This is a genomic window from Actinotignum timonense, assembly GCF_030216305.1.
In the GTDB taxonomy this organism is placed as follows: Bacteria; Actinomycetota; Actinomycetes; order Actinomycetales; family Actinomycetaceae; genus Actinotignum; species Actinotignum timonense_A.
This window is the reverse complement of record NZ_JASOKT010000005.1, coordinates 29,653-47,668: the sequence shown is the minus strand read 5'-3', so window position 1 is coordinate 47,668 and position 18,016 is coordinate 29,653. Positions and strand designations below refer to the sequence as shown.

Here is an 18,016-nt window from a genome sequence, read left to right as displayed (position 1 = left end):
GACAAGCGCATGAAGGAACTAGCTCGCCGCTGGAAGGCCGCGCAGCCGCACGTACGGCGCGTGCGCACCATGGCGATTATCTTCTTCTTCGCGCTGGGGATCCTTGGGGTACGGCTCATCGACCTGCAATTTATTCGCGCCGATGCCCTGGCTGCCTCGGCGGATGCTTTCCGCACCCGTACCTACACCCTGCAGGCCAAACGGGGCGATATTGTGGATGCCAACGGGGCGGTTCTCGCCACCTCCGTGGAGCGCTATAACGTGGGCGTCAATCAGAATCTCATCGGCTCCTATCGGCACTACCAAACCGATGACAACGGCGACTACGTCCTGGATGCCAATGACCAGCTCATCGTGGAGGGCACCGGGGCGGCAGAAGCAGCGAAAGTGCTCGCCCCCCTGCTCGGCGTAGATCGCGCGGAACTGGGAGGCACCCTCCTAGGCGGTGAGAAAAAATCCACCTTCGTGTATATTGCCCGGGATATTTCCCCCGAAAAATGGCGGGAAATCAACGCGTTGGGAATTCCGGGGATCGAACCCGAGCAGTTCATGAAACGCGAGTACCCCAATGGTTCGGTGGCCGGAAATGTGCTCGGTTACGTGGGGGAGACCGCGGATAATCCGGTGCCCACCGGCCAGGCGGGGATTGAGCGCACCTTCAATGACGCGCTTTCTGGCACCGATGGGCGCCTGACGGTGCAAACCGCCGGAGGCGGCGCCGTCGTACCGAATGGGAAAACCGAACGCGTGGATCCGGTCAATGGTGCGAGTGTGAAACTCACCATCGACCGCGATCTGCAAAACGCCCTCATGGAGTCTCTCGATGCTTCAGTGGATGCCAATGCCGCGGATTGGGGTGCCGCCGTTGTTATCGAAGTGGGGACGGGGCGGGTGCTAGCCCTGGCCGATTCCCACGCACCTGATCCTTCGCGTCTCCAGGAAGCGAATCCGGATTCCTGGGGTTCGCGCGCCGTGCAGGCGCCGGTCGAGCCGGGCTCCTCCGGTAAGCTCCCCACCTTCACGGCGGCTATCGATACCGGCACCGTCACCCCGCTCACTCAGTTCACGGTGCCGGACACCATCACCATGCCCAATGGCGAAAGCATTTCCGATAACGACCCGCATCCCACCCAGGGGATGACGGTGGCGGGGATTCTGGCCCAGTCCTATAACACCGGGCTCGTCCAGATCGGTGACACCGTGGACGATAACGTGCGCTATGACTATATGCGCAGCTACGGGCTGGGAAGCCCCACGGGGATTGAATTACCGGCCGAATCGAGCGGCATTCTGCGCCCGCCGGAGCAGTGGGGCCAGCGCGACCGCTACACCACTATGTTCGGGCAGGGCTGGGCGGCCACTACCGTGCAACTCGCGCAGATCGGGGCCACCATCGCCAACGGGGGAGTCTATATCCCGCTCCATGTGGTGGACTCCACCACCGATGCCAGCGGGCGCACCACTCCCACCGTTCCCGGGGAAAGCCACCGCGTCATGAGCGAGGAATCCTCACGCACCATGATGAATATGATGCAGGCGGTCACCAATAACCAATCCACCGGATGGCGCGGGAAAGTCCCCGGCTACAACGTGGCCGGAAAAACTGGCACCGCCCAGGTTCCGGACGCCAACGGAAACCTCACCCGCCGCGTGGGTACCTTTATTGCGGCCATCCCGGCCGAAGACCCGCAGATCGCGGTGGCGATAGCGGTCTACGGCGGGGCCGGGGCCGGGTACGGTGGGGATACGGCGGTGCCCGTTTTCGCGAACTTCGCGCCCTTCGCGATGCGGCACCTGGGTGTCCCGCCCAGCACGGTCCCCCTCTTCAAATATCCGTGGTTCTCATCGGAGGTAGGCAACTAGTGAGTGACGAATTCCCTCTTCCGCAGGTGCGTCCGGTGGCGCTGCGCGAGGTTTCCGAACTTCCCGAGGTGGATGGTGCCGGTTGCGAGGCCTCGCAGACCACCGTGACTTCCGTGACCGCCGATTCGCGCGCGGTGCATGAGGGGGCGCTTTTCGCGGCGCTGCCCGGCGCTCACGCCCACGGGGCGCGCTTTGCCCCCCAGGCGGCGCAACGGGGCGCACGCGCCATCCTCACCGACGCCGCCGGGGCTGCTCTTATCGCGCAGGCCGGGGTGGAGCTTCCGCTCCTCGTGGTGGAGGACCCGGCCGCGCACCTGGGTGCCATTGCGGCCCGCGTCTACGGGGAACCCGCCGAATGCTTGCGCAGTTTCGCGGTGACCGGCACCAATGGAAAAACGACGACGACGTACCTCCTGGACGGCCTGCTTACCGCGCTGGATCGCACCACCGGGCTGGTGGGAACCGTGGAAACAAAAATTGCGGACCTGTGCGCCCCGGCGCATCTGACCACGCCCATGCCCGCGGATCTGCAAGCGCTGCTCGCCCTCCTGGTGGAACGGGGCGGGACGGATGTATCCATGGAAGTATCCTCCCACGCGCTGGCGCAGCACCGTACCAGCCCCGTGGTCTTCAGCGTGGCTGGATTTACTAATCTCACCCGGGACCACCTCGATTACCACCGCACCATGGAGAACTACTACCAGGCCAAGCGCAGCCTTTTCACCCCGGAGTGCTCACGGCGGGCGGTTATTACCGTTGATGATGAGTGGGGCAGGCGCCTGGCTGGGGAAACCGAGGTGCCCACCGTAGCCCTCGCCGTGTTCTCTCAGCTTGGGGGGAGGAGTGGGTATCAGGTGCGGAATATCGAGCACGGCCCCGTCACCTCCTTCATCCTGGCTCATAGCGACGGCTGGGAGACGACGGTGCGCACCGGCCTGCCCGGAGATTTCAATATTGCCAATACGGCGCTCGCCGTGGCCATGGTGCTGGAAAGCGGGGCGGACCGCGGTGCGGTTGGCGCCGTAGTAGGCGCCGGGCTCACACCGCAAGTCCCCGGTCGTATGGAAGTGGTGGGTAGCGCGCCGCGCGTCGTCGTTGATTTTGCGCATAATACCGCGGCACTGCGCCTGGCGATCAATGCGCTGCGCCCCACCACCAGCGGTCAGCTCATCGTGGTGACCGGAAGCGCCGGGGAGCGCGATGTGGACAAGCGCCCCGAGATGGGGCGGGCGGTCGCCGAACTGGCCGACGTCGTCTACATCACGGACGACGATCCGCACGAAGAAGATCCCGCACCGATTCGCGCCGCACTCCTGGACGGGGCCCGCAGCGCGCACAGCCCCGCCCGCATCGTGGACATCGCTGATCGCGCCACCGCTATGCGCACCGCCATCCGGGAGGCGGCACCGGAGGATACCGTGCTGCTGGCCGGGCGTGGGCACGAAACTTATCAACCGGTGGCCGGGGGGCGTAACATTCCGCTGGACGACCGCGAGGTAGCGCGGGCGGCGCTCGCTGAGCGCGCTAGCTCCGTTGGCCAGGGCGATTGTTCCGGCCGCACTAACCGGGTTGCCCTCGACAAAGACACGCAAGAAGAGAAAGACACGCAATGATTTCCATGTCCTCCGCGGAGGTTATCGCCGCCGTCGGCGGGACCGCGCTCGCACCGTTGTGCGATACCGAGGTCACCGCGGCGGTTATCGATACCCGCGCCATCACGCCCGGCGCGCTTTTTGCCGCCGTGAAAGGCGCGCGCGTGGACGCGAATACCCTGAGCGGCCAGGCGCGCGCAGCAGGGGCCAGCCTCATTCTCACCGAAGATGGCCAGGCCGCCCGCGCCGGCGGCGCCGAAGCTGAGCGCATTATCGTGGTCGATGATATTCCCGCTGCGCTCGGACGCCTGGCCCGGCACAACCTTGAGCTGGCCCGCCACCTCAACCCCGACTTGCGGGTTATTGCGGTGACCGGGAGCGTTGGGAAAACCACCACCAAGGATCTTCTCGCCGCCATATGCCGGGAACGGGGGGATGTGGTTGCTCCGCCCGGATCGCTCAATAACGAAATCGGCTTACCGCTCACGGTGCTCCGTGTGGGCGAGAACACCGCCACCCTGGTGGCGGAAATGGGCGCCGACCATATCGGCAACCTCGCCTACCTCACCTCTATCGCACCCCCGGATATCGCCGTGGTGCTGGTGGTGGCCCGCGCGCACCTGGGCGAATTTGGCGGCATCGAGAACGTGGCGCGCGCCAAGGCAGAACTCGTGGAAGGCCTGCGCGAGGACGGCATCGCCATCCTCAACGCCGATGATCCGCGAGTGGCGGCCATGGCCGGGCAGGTCGCCAGCGGCCGGGTACGCACTTTCGGGCGCGTGAACCCGGCGGACGTGACGGCAAGCGACATCACCCTCGGAAGCGACGGTCGGGCCAGTTTCACGCTCCATATGAACGACGGCGCAGCTAGCCCCGCGCCATCCGCCCCGTACACGTTGCCCGCGCCGTCCGCACCGTCGGAACTGTCTGCGCCGTCCGCACCGTGCACCTCAACTATCAACCTCGGACTCGTGGGAGAACACCAGGTCATGAACGCGCTCGCGGCGGCCACCGCCGCGGCCGCCGCCGGGGTCAGCCTGCCCGCCATCGTGGCGGGGCTATCCAGCGGGCCCGCCAGCGCCCACCGTATGGATGTATTCCGCCGCGGCTCCACCCTCATCATCGACGACTCCTACAATGCCAACCCGGACTCTATGCGCGCCGGCATCACCGCGCTCGGGCAACTCGGAAGCGGGCGCAAAGCCGCAATTCTCGGCGATATGCTCGAACTCGGCGATGCTTCACGGGAAGAACACCTCGCCCTCCTCCCGGCCCTGGAAGCCGCCGGGGTGAGCCTCCTCATCGCGGTGGGCCCCCAGATGGCGGCACTCGCGGAGGCAGCCCGTGATGCCGGTATCACCGCCCGCGCGGTCGGCGCGTGGGAAGAAGCCGAGGCGGCGCTCTCCGATATGCTCAATGAGGATGGGGCACTCCTCATCAAAGGTTCGCACGGTTCGGGCGTGTGGCATATCGCCACCCGTCTCAAGGGGGAATAGTGCTCGCGCTTATTATCGCTTTTGCGGTCTCGCTTCTCGTCACGCTATTCGGGACCCCTCTTCTCATCCGCTTCCTCGTGCGCAAACAATTCGGCCAATTCATCCGCCAGGACGGCCCCACCTCGCACCTCGTCAAGCGCGGCACCCCCACCATGGGAGGCCTGGCCATCGTGGCGGCGGTTGTTATCGGTTACCTGGTGGGCAATATCGGAGCGGGGCGCAGCCCGGGAATGTCCGGAATCCTCCTCCTCGGCCTCATGATCGGCATGGCGGGCGTAGGCTTCGCCGATGATTTCACCAAGATTTCCCGCAAACAAAGCCTGGGGCTCACCCCCTGGGCGAAAATCGCGGGCCTGGGGATTGTCGGCGTGGCCTTCGCGGTGCTTTCCCTCATGTTCGCGGATGAAAACAACCGAACCCCGGCATCGATGCGCATTTCCCACGTGCGCGATACCGGCCTGAGTCTCGCCTTCGCCGGTACCGCCGTCGGCATTATCCTCTTCATTATCTGGGCGAATTTCCTTATCACCGCCTGGTCCAATGCCGTCAATCTCACCGATGGCCTGGACGGCCTATCCACCGGTGCCTCCATCATCGCTTTCGGGGTCTACACCCTCATCACCATGTGGCAAAGCAACCACCCCTGCTACGGGCTCGTGGACGCCGCCCCCGGGTGCTACCCCATCCGCGACCCGCGCGATCTCAATATCATCGCGGTGGCCCTCGTCGGAGCGCTTATCGGATTCCTCTGGTGGAACACTTCACCGGCCCAAATTTTCATGGGGGATACCGGTTCCCTCGCCCTGGGCGGTGTCTTCGCGGGAATGTCCATCTACACCCACACCGAATTCCTCGCCGTGCTCATTGGTGGGCTCTACCTGCTAGAAGTCATCTCCGACGTAGTCCAAGTGGGCGTCTTCAAAATGACACGAAAACGGGTATTCCGCATGGCACCCATCCACCACCATTTCGAACTCAAAGGGTGGAACGAAGTCACGGTTGTGGTGCGCTTCTGGGTGATCCAAGCCCTGTGCGGCTTTATCGCCCTGGGTATTTTTTACGCTGAGTGGTTGATGCAAAGATGAGTGAGTGGCAACATCCGGGCGCGGCGGAACTGGCAGGGCGCCGTATCGCCGTCGTCGGTTTAGGGAAATCAGGGCGGGCCTGCGCGCGGGCACTGACCGAGCTCACCGAGGCGCGTGTGAGCGTATGGGACGCCGATATTACTAAGCTCGGGGCGGTCACCGCGCTCCCCGTGGATACCGGCGGGAGCGACCCGACCCCGGCCGAACTGGCGCGCAAAGTGCTGGCGTGGCGGCCCGACGTCATTATCCCCGCCCCCGCCATACCCGAAATCGGCCCGCTTTTTACTACGTCCGCCGACCACGGCATCGAATTGTGGTCTGAAATTGAACTAGCCTGGCGCCTGCGCACCCATGACGGTGCGGGGCACGCCGCCCCGTGGCTCGCCGTCACCGGTACCAATGGCAAAACCACCACGGTAACCATGGCGGCCCATATTTTGCGCGCCGCGCACCTAGGGGCCGAACCCATCGGGAACGTCGGCAATCCCGCTGTCGCAGCCGTGAGCGCCACCGGCCCGGATACTCCGCGTGCCTTCGCGCTGGAGCTTTCTTCCTTCCAGCTGCGCACCACCCACACCATGGAGCCGGCCGCCAGCATCTGCCTCAATATCGCCGACGACCATCTCGAATGGCACGGCAGCCGCGCCGCCTACGCCGCCGCGAAAGCCCGTATTTACGAACATGTGCGCACCGCCGCGGTCTACCCGGTGGGCGATAGCACCGTCCAGAGCATGGTCGATGGCGCGGACGTGCGCGAAGGTGCGCGCGCCATTGGCATCACCACCGGCATTCCCGCCGTCGGGCAGATCGGCATCGTGGACGGCCTCATCGTGGACCGTGCCTACGGAAAGCAACGGTGGACTAGCGCCGTGGAGATCGCTTCGTTGAACGACGTCGCCCAGCTGGCTCCCACCACCGCGGCGCTGCCGCGCCACCTCATCTGGGACGCCCTGGCCGCCGTGGCCCTCACCCGGGCCATTGATATTCCCGCGGAGGTGGTGCGCGCCGGCCTCCAGCATATGCGCCCGGGCCACCACCGCATTGAGACGGTGAGCGAACGCGCCGGGGTGCGCTACGTGGACGATTCCAAAGCCACCAATGCCCACGCCGCCCTCGCCTCCGTCTCCGCGCTGGCGGAGGGTACCTGCGTGTGGATTGTGGGTGGGCAACCCAAGGGTGCCCGCTTTGAATCCCTTGTGGCACAGGTCCGGGACAGGCTGCGCGCCGTCGTTGTTATTGGCGTGAATCAAGAACCTTGGCACGCGGCCCTGGACGGCGCTAACCTCCCCGTCACGTATATCGATCCGGCGGCCTCCGAACCTATGGCGCGCGCGGTGCTGGCTGCCTCGCGCTACGCACAGACGGGGGATACCGTCATGCTGGCTCCCGCCAGTGCCTCCATGGACCAATTCACCTCCTACGCGGATCGCGGTGATCGTTTCGCCGCCGCGGTGCGCGCCCTGCCCGCACCGTCGGAAGGCAGTGCTGTAACGGGGGACGGTGCCCCGGCAGCGGGCAGCACTTCGGCGGGGGACGGTGCCCCGACGGAGGAGACGGTGCAGGATAACGGTGCAGCGGATAGCGCCACGGAGGCGCGTCATGCGTGAGCGAACTGAGAAGCCGCAGGCACCGAGCGTCCCGGAGGAACGCGTGCGCAACGTCATGCACCGTTCCATCCTCCTCCTCGTGGTGGCCACCGCGATTCTCACTCTCCTCGGGCTCCTCATGGTGTTTTCCGCCATCACCCCCGGGGCGGTACGCGCCGAATACGAAGACGGCCCCAACCTGTTCCGCTCCGCTTACCTCCAGATGGCCTACGCCGCCATCGGCACCGTTTTGGCGGTGATCTGCGCGCGTATTCCCCTCGCTGTTTTCCAGCGCCTGTGGGGCCTGGCCCTCGGCTTCGGGATCCTTTTGCAGCTCCTCGTGCTCAGCCCGCTGGGTGCCTCTGTTGCCGGTAACCGCAACTGGATTGCCTTCGGCCCCATCCGGCTCCAGCCCTCCGAATTCCTCAAACTCGCCATGGTGGTGGCCCTGGCCGCGGTGCTCGGGCGCATGGTGCAAGGCGCCCACTTCCAGCTCTCCGATTGGAGTGGCCCCATTGGCATCACCGGCGCGTCTATCGGTGCGGTGCTCGTGGGTGGCGATATGGGAACCGCCCTCATTTTCCTTCTCATCGGCGTGGGAATGTTCTGGATGGCCGGCTTCCCGGGGCGCTATTTCCTTATCAGCGGGGCGCTGGGCTTCTTCCTCGTCGTCGTGCTTATTTTCTCTAGCCGGTCGCGCATCACCCGCATCCAAGACTTCTTCCAAAATCTCTTCACGCTTCCCACCGGGCAAACACCCTCCCAGGCTGATTACGCGCTCTGGGCTTTCGGCTCCGGGGGGCCGGGCGGCTCCGGTCTGGGCACCGGAATTGAAAAATGGCCTGGGAACCTCGCCGAAGCACATACTGACTTCATCTTCGCGGTGGTGGGAGAAGAACTCGGTTTCTTCGGATGCGCCGTCGTCATTGTGTTGCTCGGCACCATCGGCTACGCCCTTCTCACCATCTGCATGTACCACCCGCACCGTTTCGGCCGTTTCGTGGCCGGAGGAGCCACCCTATGGCTATGCGGACAGGCTGTGGCAAATATGTTCGTCGTTACCGGCCTGCTGCCCGTTTTCGGAGTGCCGCTGCCCTTCATGAGCCAGGGCGGCTCCTCCGTGATCTCCTGCCTCATGGCGGTGGGAGTTTGCGTGGCGGCAGCTCTGGCGGTCCCGGGCGTGAAAGAATCATTCCGGCGCTCCAGCTCACTCGCGGGCCGGGTGCGCGCAGTTATCAGGAGGACTTCGTGACACTAGTGCTCGCCGGCGGAGGAACCGCCGGGCACGTCAATCCGCTACTGGCCACCGCCCACGAACTCGCCGGGCGCGGGCACCGTATCCTCGTGGTCGGCACCGCCACCGGCATGGAAAAGGACCTCGTTCCCGCCAGCGGCTTCGATTTCGCCACCGTGGAACGCGCACCGTTCCCGCGCCGTCCCGATAAGGACGCGCTACGTTTCCCCGTGGCTTTCCCGCGGGCGATACGTCAAGCTCGCCGTATCCTCACCGCGGCCGGAGCCGAGCTGGCAGTTGGTTTCGGAGGTTTCGCCTCCACCCCCGTCTACGCCGCGGCCCGCCGGGCCGGCATCCCGGTAGTGGTGCACGAACAAAATGCGCTACCGGGCCTGGCCAACAAACTCGGGGCACGGGGCGCGGCCGCTGTCGCCCTCACCTTCCCCTCCACGCCGCTGCGCGCCGCGCGCGGCATCACCCGCACCGTCGGGCTGCCGCTACGCCCCGCCATCGCAGCCCTGGCCAGTGCCGATAGGGCAGCAGCACGCACCGCCGCCGCGGCGCGCCTCGGCCTGGATCCGGGGCTACCCACCCTCGTTGTCACCGGGGGTTCCCTGGGCGCCGCGCACCTCAATGACGTGATGACCGCCGCCGCGCCCCGCTTTGCTGCCGCCGGCGTGCAGGTACTCCACCTCACCGGGCGGGGTAAAGCCGCAGCGGCCCAGCGCACCGCAGCCACCATCCCCAGCTACCACGTGCTCGACTACCTGGAAGAAATGGAACTCGCCTACGCGGTGGCCGATACCGTGGTGTGCCGCGCCGGGGCCGGCACCGTCGCGGAAGTCTCCGCCTTGGGTATCCCCGCCGTCTTCGTTCCGCTCCCCATCGGCAACGGGGAACAGGCGCGCAACGCCGCGGATGTCGTAGCTGCCGGCGGGGCGCTGCTCATCCCGAATGCCCAGTTCACTGCCGATTCGGTGAGCACCGTGCTGGACATCGTCACCGATGCATCCACCCGCACCCGCATGGCCCAGGCCTCGCGCGCCATCTGTCCGGCCGACGGCGCAGCCCGGCTCGCCGATCTTATCGAGGAGGTTCTCAGGTGACCCATATCCATCTCATCGGCATCGGCGGGGCAGGCATGAGCGTGATCGCCGATCTGCTCCACGCCGAAGGCTGGACCGTGACCGGGTCCGATGCCCGCGCCTCGGCCACCACGCAGCGCCTGGCGGATTCCGGCATCACCCTGTGGATCGGAACGGAACCGGAGCGCCTCAGCGCCGATACCCTCGTGGCGATCTCTTCCGCCATCCGGGAAGATAACCCCGAGCTCGCCCGGGCCCGCCAGCTCGGTGCCCGCGTCATCCACCGCTCCCAAGCTCTCGCCCTCGCGAGCGGGGATCGCGATTTTGTGGCGGTGGCCGGTGCGCACGGGAAAACCACCACGTCGGCGATGCTCGCGGTGGCACTGGAGGAGGCCGGCCAGGCGCCGTCCTGGGCGATTGGCGGGAGCGTGCGCGGGCACGGCTCCGGAGGCCACCTGGGCACCGGGAAGGTCCTCGTTGCCGAAGCCGATGAATCCGATGCTTCCTTCCTCAACTACCAGCCCCGTATCGCCCTGGTCACCAACGTCGAACCCGATCACCTCGACCATTACGGCAGCCGGGAAGCTTTCGAAGAAGCCTTCGCGGAATTCGCGCGTTGCATCGTCCCCGGCGGGCTCCTCATCGTGTGCGGCGACGACGCCGGTGCGCACCGCTTAGGCGCTCAAGCGGTAAGCGAAGGTATCCGGGTGGTCAGCTACGGGCGTGGCGCCGCGCTCCCTGGCGTGGAAGCTCACGTGGCCCTCGAGGACGGGGCGTTACGGTGCGGGGAAAGCTGCGCGCCGCTCTCCCTCCAGGTTCCCGGATCCCATAACGAACTCAACGCGGCCGGAGCGGCCGCCGCCGGTATAGAACTGGGCGTGAGCCTGGCGGATATGGCCCGCGGGCTGGCGGCTTTTACCGGAACGGGGCGGCGTTTTGAGCTGCGTGGCGAGGCTGGGGGAGTGCGCCTCTTTGATGACTACGCCCACCATCCCACCGAAGTGGAAGCCACCTTACGCGCCGCCCGCGCCGAGGCCGGGCAGGGCAGCGTGCGAGTTCTTTTCCAACCGCACCTGTATTCACGCACCCGCAATTTCGCGGATCGTTTCGCTACCGCTCTCGAACTGGCGGATACCGCCATTGTTACCGCCGTATACGGGGCCCGTGAAACGCCTTTCGACGGCATCGAGGGCGATATGATCACTTCCCGCATGGGAGGCGCCGGGCATTTTATTGCCGATAAACATGAGGCCGCGCGGGCGCTCGCAGCGAGCGCGAAGCCGGGGGATCTGCTCCTCACCATGGGTGCTGGCGATGTCACCGCACTGGGGCCCGAGATCCTGGCGGCACTGGAGGAGGGGACGGCGCGGTGAAAGAACCATCCCGGCGCCGCTCCGCGCGCGATATCAATCCGCACGCGGAGATCACCTACGTTCCCACCGCCGCCACCGCCCCGGTGGTGTACGACGACGGCGACGCCCCGCTAGCCGACCTAGGGAGCACCACCACGGTATCCCTGGACGAGCGCCTCGAAGAAAAAGCTTCAGAGAAACGCCGGGTACGCTGGCGGCGCCTCGGGGTGGTTGGTGCGGTACTCGCCGCGCTTGCCGCCCTGGCCTGGGTGATTTTCTTTAGCCCGCTGCTGGCCTTGCGGGCCAGCGATATTACCGTTTCGGGTATCCCCGCGAACGCGGCGGTGACGGCGGAAGACGTCACCGCCGCCCTCGCCGAACGCTCGGGAATCCCGCTTCCACGCCTGGATACCGAAGCTCTCGCCACTGACCTGAGCACCCAATTCCCACCCATTAAAGAAGCGCAGCTGCGCCGCAGCTACCTCCACGGACTCGAGGTCACCCTCACCGTGCGTGAACCGGTGGCCTGCCTGGTGGGCAAAGGAGGATGCTCCGCCATGGATCGGGACGGCGTGAGCTTCCCGGTTCTCCCCGAGGTGGAAGCCAGTCTCCCGCGCGTGAGCCTGAGTCCCGGGCCGGCCACTCGCTCCGAGGATGGTAGTGACGGCCCTGGTATCCGCATCGCCCTTGATGTGCTGGCCAGTCTCAAGGACGATGTGAGGGCTCAGGTAGCCGGGGTATCGGTGAGCGATAGCGGGCGGGTCGGACTCGATCTCAACTCCGGGCAGAAAGTGATCTGGGGGGATGCTCAGCGCTTCGATCTGAAAGCGGCAGCACTGGCCACCGTGATTACCGTTCCTGGCCAGGTGTACGACGTGTCAGAGCCCACCGCCGTCGTCGTTCATTAATCCTGAACCACTCGGCTACCGCACCGTTCCACGGCGCCATCGCACCGTTCCATACGAATCGCGCACCGTTCCAGGCTATTCCCGCACCGTAGTGCCCCACTGCAGTATCGTTCCACCCGATTTCGACCCAGCAGAGCAAACCACTTCGCAACACACCAGCGCGGGGAATTGCACCGTTGTCATTCACCTACTATCTTTTCCGCGAAGTCAGGAACGAAAAACCTCAAGTTTTACTTGAGGTTCGGGAGGAAAACTCATGGCCGTAGTCAATAACGCCGCCAATATCAAAGTCATCGGGGTCGGCGGGGGCGGTGTCAACGCTGTTGACCGTATGATTCAAGACGGACTTGCCGGTGTGGAATTTATTGCCGTTAACACCGACGGGCAGTCCCTGGTGAAATCCGAAGCGGAAACCAAACTCGATATTGGTCGCGAGGTTTCTAAGGGCCTGGGAGCGGGTGCGGATCCCTCGGTGGGTAAGCGCGCCGCGGAAGAAAACGTGGAAGTTATCCAAAGCGCCCTCGAAGGCGCGGATATGGTGTTCGTCACTGCTGGTGAAGGCGGAGGGACCGGCACCGGTGCCGCCCCCGTGGTTGCCAAGGTGGCTCGGGATTTGGGAGCGCTGACTGTCGGCGTCGTGACCCGTCCCTTTGAATTTGAAGGTGCCCAGCGTGCCAATAACGCCTCCATGGGTATTGCGGAACTGCGTCAAGCGGTGGATACCCTCATTGTTATCCCCAATGATCGCCTCCTGGAGATCGCCGAAGAAGACCTCACCATTATTGAGGCCTACCACCTCGCCGATGAGGTGCTGCGCTCGGGCGTCAAGGGAATTTCGGATCTTATTACCATTCCGGGTCTGGTTAACCTCGACTTCGCGGACGTCAAGGCCATTATGAAGGACGCGGGCACCGCCCTCATGGGTATTGGCTCGGCCTCCGGGGAAGATCGGGCGGTGCGCGCCACCGAAAGCGCCATCTCCTCCCCGTTGCTGGAAGCCTCCATCGACGGTGCACACGGCGTACTTATTTCCTTCCTGGCCGGTGCGGACTTCGGTATGAAGGAGCTTGCCTCCGCTTCCAAGATGGTCAAGGAAGCGGTGGATCCGAACGCGAATATTATCGTTGGCCAGATTATCGATGAATCCCTTGGCGACGAGGTGCGCGTGACGGTGATTGCCGCGGGCTTCGACGAGGCACGTGACCACCTTTTGCAGATGGATGGCGTGCCCGCCGGGCACGATACCGTGGAACCCATCGAAGATCTGGCCCCGGTCGAACCCGAACCAGAAGTCGAAGCCGTGGCGAGCCCGGCCCACCCGGTGGCCAGCCCCACCTATACGCCGGCCCAGCCCGAAGCGCAGCCGGCTGCGCAGCGCCCGGGAACTCACCGCGCCATCCCGCCGCGGGTGGAAGAACCCCAGCGCTCCGATCTGGATATCCCCTCCTTCCTCTTCGAGGAAAACTAGGAAAACCGCGGAAAATCAAGGGAAACCCCGGAAAAGCTCGAAAACTCAGGGAAACATAGGACATAGGAAACTCAGGCATCAATGACTCGTAGCGCGCTGGTGGAGTGGGTAGCGGATATCTCCGTGCCCGGTGGCCGCATCCGGGCGGGATTCACATCCCGCGCCGGTGGGGTATCCCGCGCTCCTTTTGCGGGCCTCAATGTGGCCCACCACGTCGGGGATGACCCCGCCACCGTGGAGCGTAACCGAGCTCTGCTCGCAGCGCAGATCGGGCAGCGCCCCGTCTATATGGACCAGGTGCACGGGGACCACCTTGAAGATGCCGGCGTTCTGACTTCCGCCGGCACCTTCGTGGCCCCCGACACCGACGGCCTCCTCATTGACATCCCGCTTAGCTCGGGCGCCGCACCGGTACCGAGGGGTGCTGCCGCGGTGGTCATGGTGGCCGATTGCCTCCCGCTGCTCCTAGTGGCGCAGGATCGCCGGGCCGGGGCGGCCGTTCACGTGGGCCGGCGCGGGTTGGAGGCCGGTATCGGGCCGGCTGCGGCACGTGCCCTGGGGCCGGAGCACCTCATCGCCTACCTTGGCCCGTCCATCTGCGGGCGCTGCTACGAAGTGCCCGAGGAGCTCCGGGCTAGCGTCGCGGCGCGCATCCCCGAGGCTGCCGGGCGCACCGCCTGGGGCACGCCCTCCCTCGATATTGCGGCCGGGCTCACCGCTCAGCTGCGCGCCGTCGGTGTGTCTGAGATCCACGTCAGTCCTCGGTGCACCCGCGAAGATCCAGATTTTTATTCTTACCGACGTGCATCGCGCACCGGCCGCTTCGCCGGCGTGCTCGCGGTGGACTGCAACGCCCCAGCGGCGCGCCGTGCTGACAAGGCCGGGCGCGTCGCCTAACGTAAAACGAGAACAGCGAGAAGGGTTGGCTGCTATGGGAATGTTCCAGCGTTTTGTCTCCAAGGCAACGCTTAACGACGACGAGTACCTGGATTACCAGGACGATGCCGATTACTACGAAGATGATTACGAGGCCGAAGCGGAAAGCCCCGTCAGCGAAATTCACGCTGTGGAGCAGCCGGTCGATATCGCCCGCATCATCACCGCTAAGCCGCGTTCCTTCACCGAGGTGCGGGGCTTCGCCGAACAATTCCGCGACGGCCTGCCCGTCATTATCAACCTGGCGGAAGCCGACGACGTTGCACGCAATCGCATTGTCGATTTCGCCACCGGGATCTGCTTCGGGCTACACGGGGATCTCAATAAGATTTCCGCGGACGTGCTGCTCATGACCCCGCGCACCGTCCGCATGGAAAACCAGCGCCCGGAGTCGCGTGATTCGTTCTAATGGCAGTACTTGGAATCATTCTTTCCACCCTCATCAGCATCTATCTTCTGGTGCTGCTCGCGCGGGTGATTATTGATCTGGTGACCATTGCGGCGCGTGATTGGCGCCCCAGTGGCGCCCTTCTCGTTATCGTTAATATCGTCTACGCACTCACGGACCCGATTCTCAATATGGTGCGCAAAATCATCCCGCCCCTGCGGCTGGGAGGCATCGCGATTGACATCGGTTTCATCGTTGTTTTTATCGTGCTTCAAATCCTCAATGGGATAATTTTACGTATCTTTGTCTCGTAGTTCGCCCAGATGAGGTAGGCTTTATCCGAGAGCCGTGTGCTCATAACACAGCCACGTGCTCTTAACACAGTTTCGTTACACTACTTGAGGTGAGAAATGGCAATGCTCACGGCACAGGATGTCATGGATGTCCGCTTTAAGCGCCCGGAAACCGCGGAGACCGGTTACGACGAGGTACAGGTCGACGAATTCCTTGACGCGATCTACGAAACCATCGTCGATTTGTCGAAGCAGCTCCAGGAAGCGGAGAATCGCGCCACCGTCGCCGAAGCGCGCGTGACCGAACTCCAGAACGGTTCGGGTGAAGAACCCGCAGCGCCGGACCAGGCCACAACCACCGCGTCCTTCGCTCAACCCACCGGCACCGTTGGGGAACAGGCCGCCGCCGTGCTTCAGATGGCGCAGCAGACCTACGAAGAACTCGTGGCCCGCGGTGAAACCGAGAAGGCTCAGAAGATCCAGGATGCGGAAACCCGCAGTGCCAAGATCATCGAGGATGCCGAAGCTCAGTCCAACCGCACCCTGGCCCAGCTGGAGCAGGAACGCGGCCTGGTGGAGCGCAAGATCTCCGAGCTGCGTGACTTCGAGCGTGATTACCGCACGCGCCTGCACAGCTACCTGGAGACGCTGCTCGCCAACGTCGATTCTGGCGCGCAGGAACCCGAAGCTCGTAACTAGTGCGTATGGTGAGGCGAAGCACCTCGTGGTTCCTCATCCTCGTGGGGGCGCTGGCCGTGGTGGCCATCGACCAACTCACGAAGCAGTGGGCCATCGCTAACCTCAGCCAAACGGAGCGCATCGCCATTGTGGGGGATGCCCTCGGGCTGCACCTGGTCTTCAACCCGGGTGCAGCATTCTCACTGGGGGCAAATTCCACCCGCGCCATTACCTCCATCGCGCTTGTCGTGGTGCTCGCGGTTTTCCCCGTCCTCGCGGCACGGGTACGCCACCGCTGGATCGGCGTGGGCCTGGCTCTCATGTGGGGCGGCGCGGCCGGCAACCTCATCGACCGGATCTTCTTTGAGCCGGGTGGTTTCGCCGGGCACGTGGTCGATTTCATCGCCTACTTCGACTGGTTCGTGGGAAACGTGGCCGATATTGCGCTGGTGGCCGGGGCCGTGATCATGATCGCTGTCGCGTTTTTTATGAACGACGGCGCAGCTCGGGCCAGCGCGGACTCCGGCTCCGTATCCGCATCAGCCTCCATGCCAGCACCTGGCAAGTCGGAGCGAGGCGAGTAGCATGTGGCGGACCTACCCGGTCACGGAAGAATTTAATGAGGCCCGTATCGACGCGGCGATCGCGCGCCTGACCGGCCTCTCGCGCGCGGAAGTGCAACGCCTTATCGATGCCGGGGATGTTCTTCTGGACGGCAACCCGGTAGCGAAATCCGTCCGGCTGCGCGCGCCGAGCATCCTGGAAATCAATATTCCTACCCCGCGCACCGTTGCCCCGCGCGGGGGAGATGTCACCATCCCCATCCTCTACGAAGATGCCGATCTGGTGGTGGTGGATAAACCGGCCGGCCTGGCGGCCCATCCCTCCCTCAATTTCACCGGCCCGGATGTGCTGGGCGCCCTCATGAACGCCGGGGTGCAGCTCTCCGCCTACGGACCGGCCGAACGCAAGGGTATTGTGCATCGCCTAGATGTGGGCACCTCAGGGTGCATGGTGGTGGCGAAATCAGAACGCGCCTATGTGCTGCTCAAGGATGAGTTCCGCAACCGCGTTCCCGAAAAGATCTATCACGCCCTCGTGCAGGGGCATCCCGACCCGCTCTCCGGCACCGTGGATGCCCCCATCGGGCGCGATCCGCGCCACCAGTGGAAAATGGGGGTGCGGGCGGATGGGCGCCATTCCATCACCCACTATGACACCCTCGAAGCGATGGCCGGCGGCAGTCTTCTCCAGGTTCACTTGGAAACCGGACGCACCCACCAGATCCGGGTGCACATGTCCGCCCTCGGCCACCCCTGCGTGGGGGACGCCACCTACGGGGCTGACCCGGGCCTGAGTGAAACCCTGGGGCTCACCCGCCAGTGGCTGCACGCCACCCGCCTCGGCTTTGAGCACCCCGATGGCAGCTGGCGCGAATTCGAGGCACCCTACCCGGAGGACCTCGCCACCGCTCTCGAGCGCATGCGCGCGGGAGTTTTTTCATGACGACGGCGCACGACGGCGCACCGCTGGACGGTGCGCCGCGCCCCACCACCCCGCCGCCTGCCGCGCCAGATACCACCGCGCCGCACCGCGGCGCCACCCAGCTGCGTTGGCTCGAGGGAGACCTGGAGCGGGCTCGCGCCCTCCGTATTGAGGTTTTCTGCGGGGAACAAGGCGTACTGCTGGAAGAAGAACTCGACGATATCGACGAACGCGCCCACCACGTCGTCGTCGAAAATAATGCTGGTGAAGCATTAGGTGCCGCGCGGGTCTACGCAACCACCGAAGGTGTCGTACACCTGGGGCGCGTCTGCGTGCGCCGTTCCGCCCGCGGGCTAGGCGTGGGGCGCTTCCTGTGCGAGGCCGCAGCCGAGGTAGCGCTGCGCGAATTTGGACACGCCGGGCAGGTGCGGATCATCCTCGACGCCCAGGAGGACAAAATCGGCTTCTACCGGGCCCTCGGCTACGAACTCACCGCTCGCGCACCCTTCCTGGACGCGCGCATCTGGCACCGGGAAATGGCGCGGGTAGTGAGCGCTGGATAGACTA

17 protein-coding genes are annotated in these 18,016 nt (G+C 64.9%); all 17 read left to right on the top strand.

The genetic code is table 11. The annotated features are described in order from the left end of the window. Nucleotides 1-9: 9 nt before the first annotated feature. A complete protein-coding gene (locus QP305_RS04385) occupies nucleotides 10-1,863 on the top strand; it encodes a peptidoglycan D,D-transpeptidase FtsI family protein (RefSeq protein WP_284896760.1) in 1,854 nt (617 codons plus the stop codon). Continuing rightward, the gene (locus QP305_RS04380; RefSeq protein WP_284904172.1) at nucleotides 1,863-3,476 is read left to right on the top strand and encodes a UDP-N-acetylmuramoyl-L-alanyl-D-glutamate--2,6-diaminopimelate ligase; all 1,614 of its coding nucleotides are present in this window, start codon (nucleotides 1,863-1,865) and stop codon (nucleotides 3,474-3,476) included. Before QP305_RS04385 ends, QP305_RS04380 begins: the two co-directional genes overlap by 1 nt. Beyond that, the gene (locus QP305_RS04375; RefSeq protein WP_284904171.1) at nucleotides 3,473-4,951 is read left to right on the top strand and encodes a UDP-N-acetylmuramoyl-tripeptide--D-alanyl-D-alanine ligase; all 1,479 of its coding nucleotides are present in this window, start codon (nucleotides 3,473-3,475) and stop codon (nucleotides 4,949-4,951) included. The genes QP305_RS04380 and QP305_RS04375 overlap by 4 nt, the downstream gene beginning before the upstream one ends. Beyond that, nucleotides 4,951-6,036, top strand: coding sequence for a phospho-N-acetylmuramoyl-pentapeptide-transferase (mraY, locus tag QP305_RS04370; protein ID WP_016442544.1), 1,086 nt, complete (start codon nucleotides 4,951-4,953; stop codon nucleotides 6,034-6,036). The genes QP305_RS04375 and mraY overlap by 1 nt, the downstream gene beginning before the upstream one ends. After that, nucleotides 6,033-7,643, top strand: a complete 1,611-nt coding sequence (murD, locus tag QP305_RS04365) for a UDP-N-acetylmuramoyl-L-alanine--D-glutamate ligase (RefSeq protein WP_284904170.1) — start codon at nucleotides 6,033-6,035, stop codon at nucleotides 7,641-7,643. Before mraY ends, murD begins: the two co-directional genes overlap by 4 nt. Further along, entirely contained in the window at nucleotides 7,636-8,874 is a 1,239-nt protein-coding gene (locus tag QP305_RS04360; protein ID WP_284904169.1) for an FtsW/RodA/SpoVE family cell cycle protein, read from the top strand. The genes murD and QP305_RS04360 overlap by 8 nt, the downstream gene beginning before the upstream one ends. Next, the gene (gene murG / locus QP305_RS04355) at nucleotides 8,871-9,962 is read left to right on the top strand and encodes an undecaprenyldiphospho-muramoylpentapeptide beta-N-acetylglucosaminyltransferase (RefSeq protein WP_284904167.1); all 1,092 of its coding nucleotides are present in this window, start codon (nucleotides 8,871-8,873) and stop codon (nucleotides 9,960-9,962) included. Before QP305_RS04360 ends, murG begins: the two co-directional genes overlap by 4 nt. Further along, entirely contained in the window at nucleotides 9,959-11,314 is a 1,356-nt protein-coding gene (gene murC, locus QP305_RS04350; RefSeq protein ID WP_284904166.1) for a UDP-N-acetylmuramate--L-alanine ligase, read from the top strand. Before murG ends, murC begins: the two co-directional genes overlap by 4 nt. Next, nucleotides 11,311-12,201: a cell division protein FtsQ/DivIB gene (locus QP305_RS04345; protein ID WP_284904165.1), complete on the top strand. Its 891-nt coding sequence runs from the start codon at nucleotides 11,311-11,313 to the stop codon at nucleotides 12,199-12,201. Before murC ends, QP305_RS04345 begins: the two co-directional genes overlap by 4 nt. 256 nt (nucleotides 12,202-12,457) lie before the next feature. After that, nucleotides 12,458-13,669 carry a cell division protein FtsZ gene (ftsZ, locus tag QP305_RS04340; protein ID WP_284904164.1) on the top strand — a complete coding sequence of 404 codons (1,212 nt, stop codon included), beginning with the start codon at nucleotides 12,458-12,460 and terminating at the stop codon, nucleotides 13,667-13,669. An 81-nt stretch (nucleotides 13,670-13,750) separates the two neighbouring features. Next, nucleotides 13,751-14,566 carry a polyphenol oxidase family protein gene (locus QP305_RS04335; RefSeq protein ID WP_284904163.1) on the top strand — a complete coding sequence of 272 codons (816 nt, stop codon included), beginning with the start codon at nucleotides 13,751-13,753 and terminating at the stop codon, nucleotides 14,564-14,566. Nucleotides 14,567-14,606: 40 nt separating this feature from the next. Further along, nucleotides 14,607-15,014 (top strand): cell division protein SepF, encoded by a 408-nt coding sequence (locus QP305_RS04330; protein WP_284889610.1) that lies wholly within the window; start codon nucleotides 14,607-14,609, stop codon nucleotides 15,012-15,014. After that, nucleotides 15,014-15,307 (top strand): YggT family protein, encoded by a 294-nt coding sequence (locus QP305_RS04325; RefSeq protein ID WP_284904162.1) that lies wholly within the window; start codon nucleotides 15,014-15,016, stop codon nucleotides 15,305-15,307. Before QP305_RS04330 ends, QP305_RS04325 begins: the two co-directional genes overlap by 1 nt. 96 nt (nucleotides 15,308-15,403) lie before the next feature. Next, the gene (locus QP305_RS04320; RefSeq protein WP_016442554.1) at nucleotides 15,404-15,985 is read left to right on the top strand and encodes a DivIVA domain-containing protein; all 582 of its coding nucleotides are present in this window, start codon (nucleotides 15,404-15,406) and stop codon (nucleotides 15,983-15,985) included. 5 nt (nucleotides 15,986-15,990) lie between these two features. Next, nucleotides 15,991-16,548: a signal peptidase II gene (lspA, locus tag QP305_RS04315; RefSeq protein ID WP_284904161.1), complete on the top strand. Its 558-nt coding sequence runs from the start codon at nucleotides 15,991-15,993 to the stop codon at nucleotides 16,546-16,548. 1 nt (nucleotide 16,549) lies between these two features. Beyond that, nucleotides 16,550-17,470, top strand: coding sequence for an RluA family pseudouridine synthase (locus QP305_RS04310; RefSeq protein WP_284904159.1), 921 nt, complete (start codon nucleotides 16,550-16,552; stop codon nucleotides 17,468-17,470). Continuing rightward, nucleotides 17,467-18,012: a GNAT family N-acetyltransferase gene (locus tag QP305_RS04305; protein ID WP_284904158.1), complete on the top strand. Its 546-nt coding sequence runs from the start codon at nucleotides 17,467-17,469 to the stop codon at nucleotides 18,010-18,012. The genes QP305_RS04310 and QP305_RS04305 overlap by 4 nt, the downstream gene beginning before the upstream one ends. The last annotated feature ends 4 nt before the right edge of the window (nucleotides 18,013-18,016 follow it).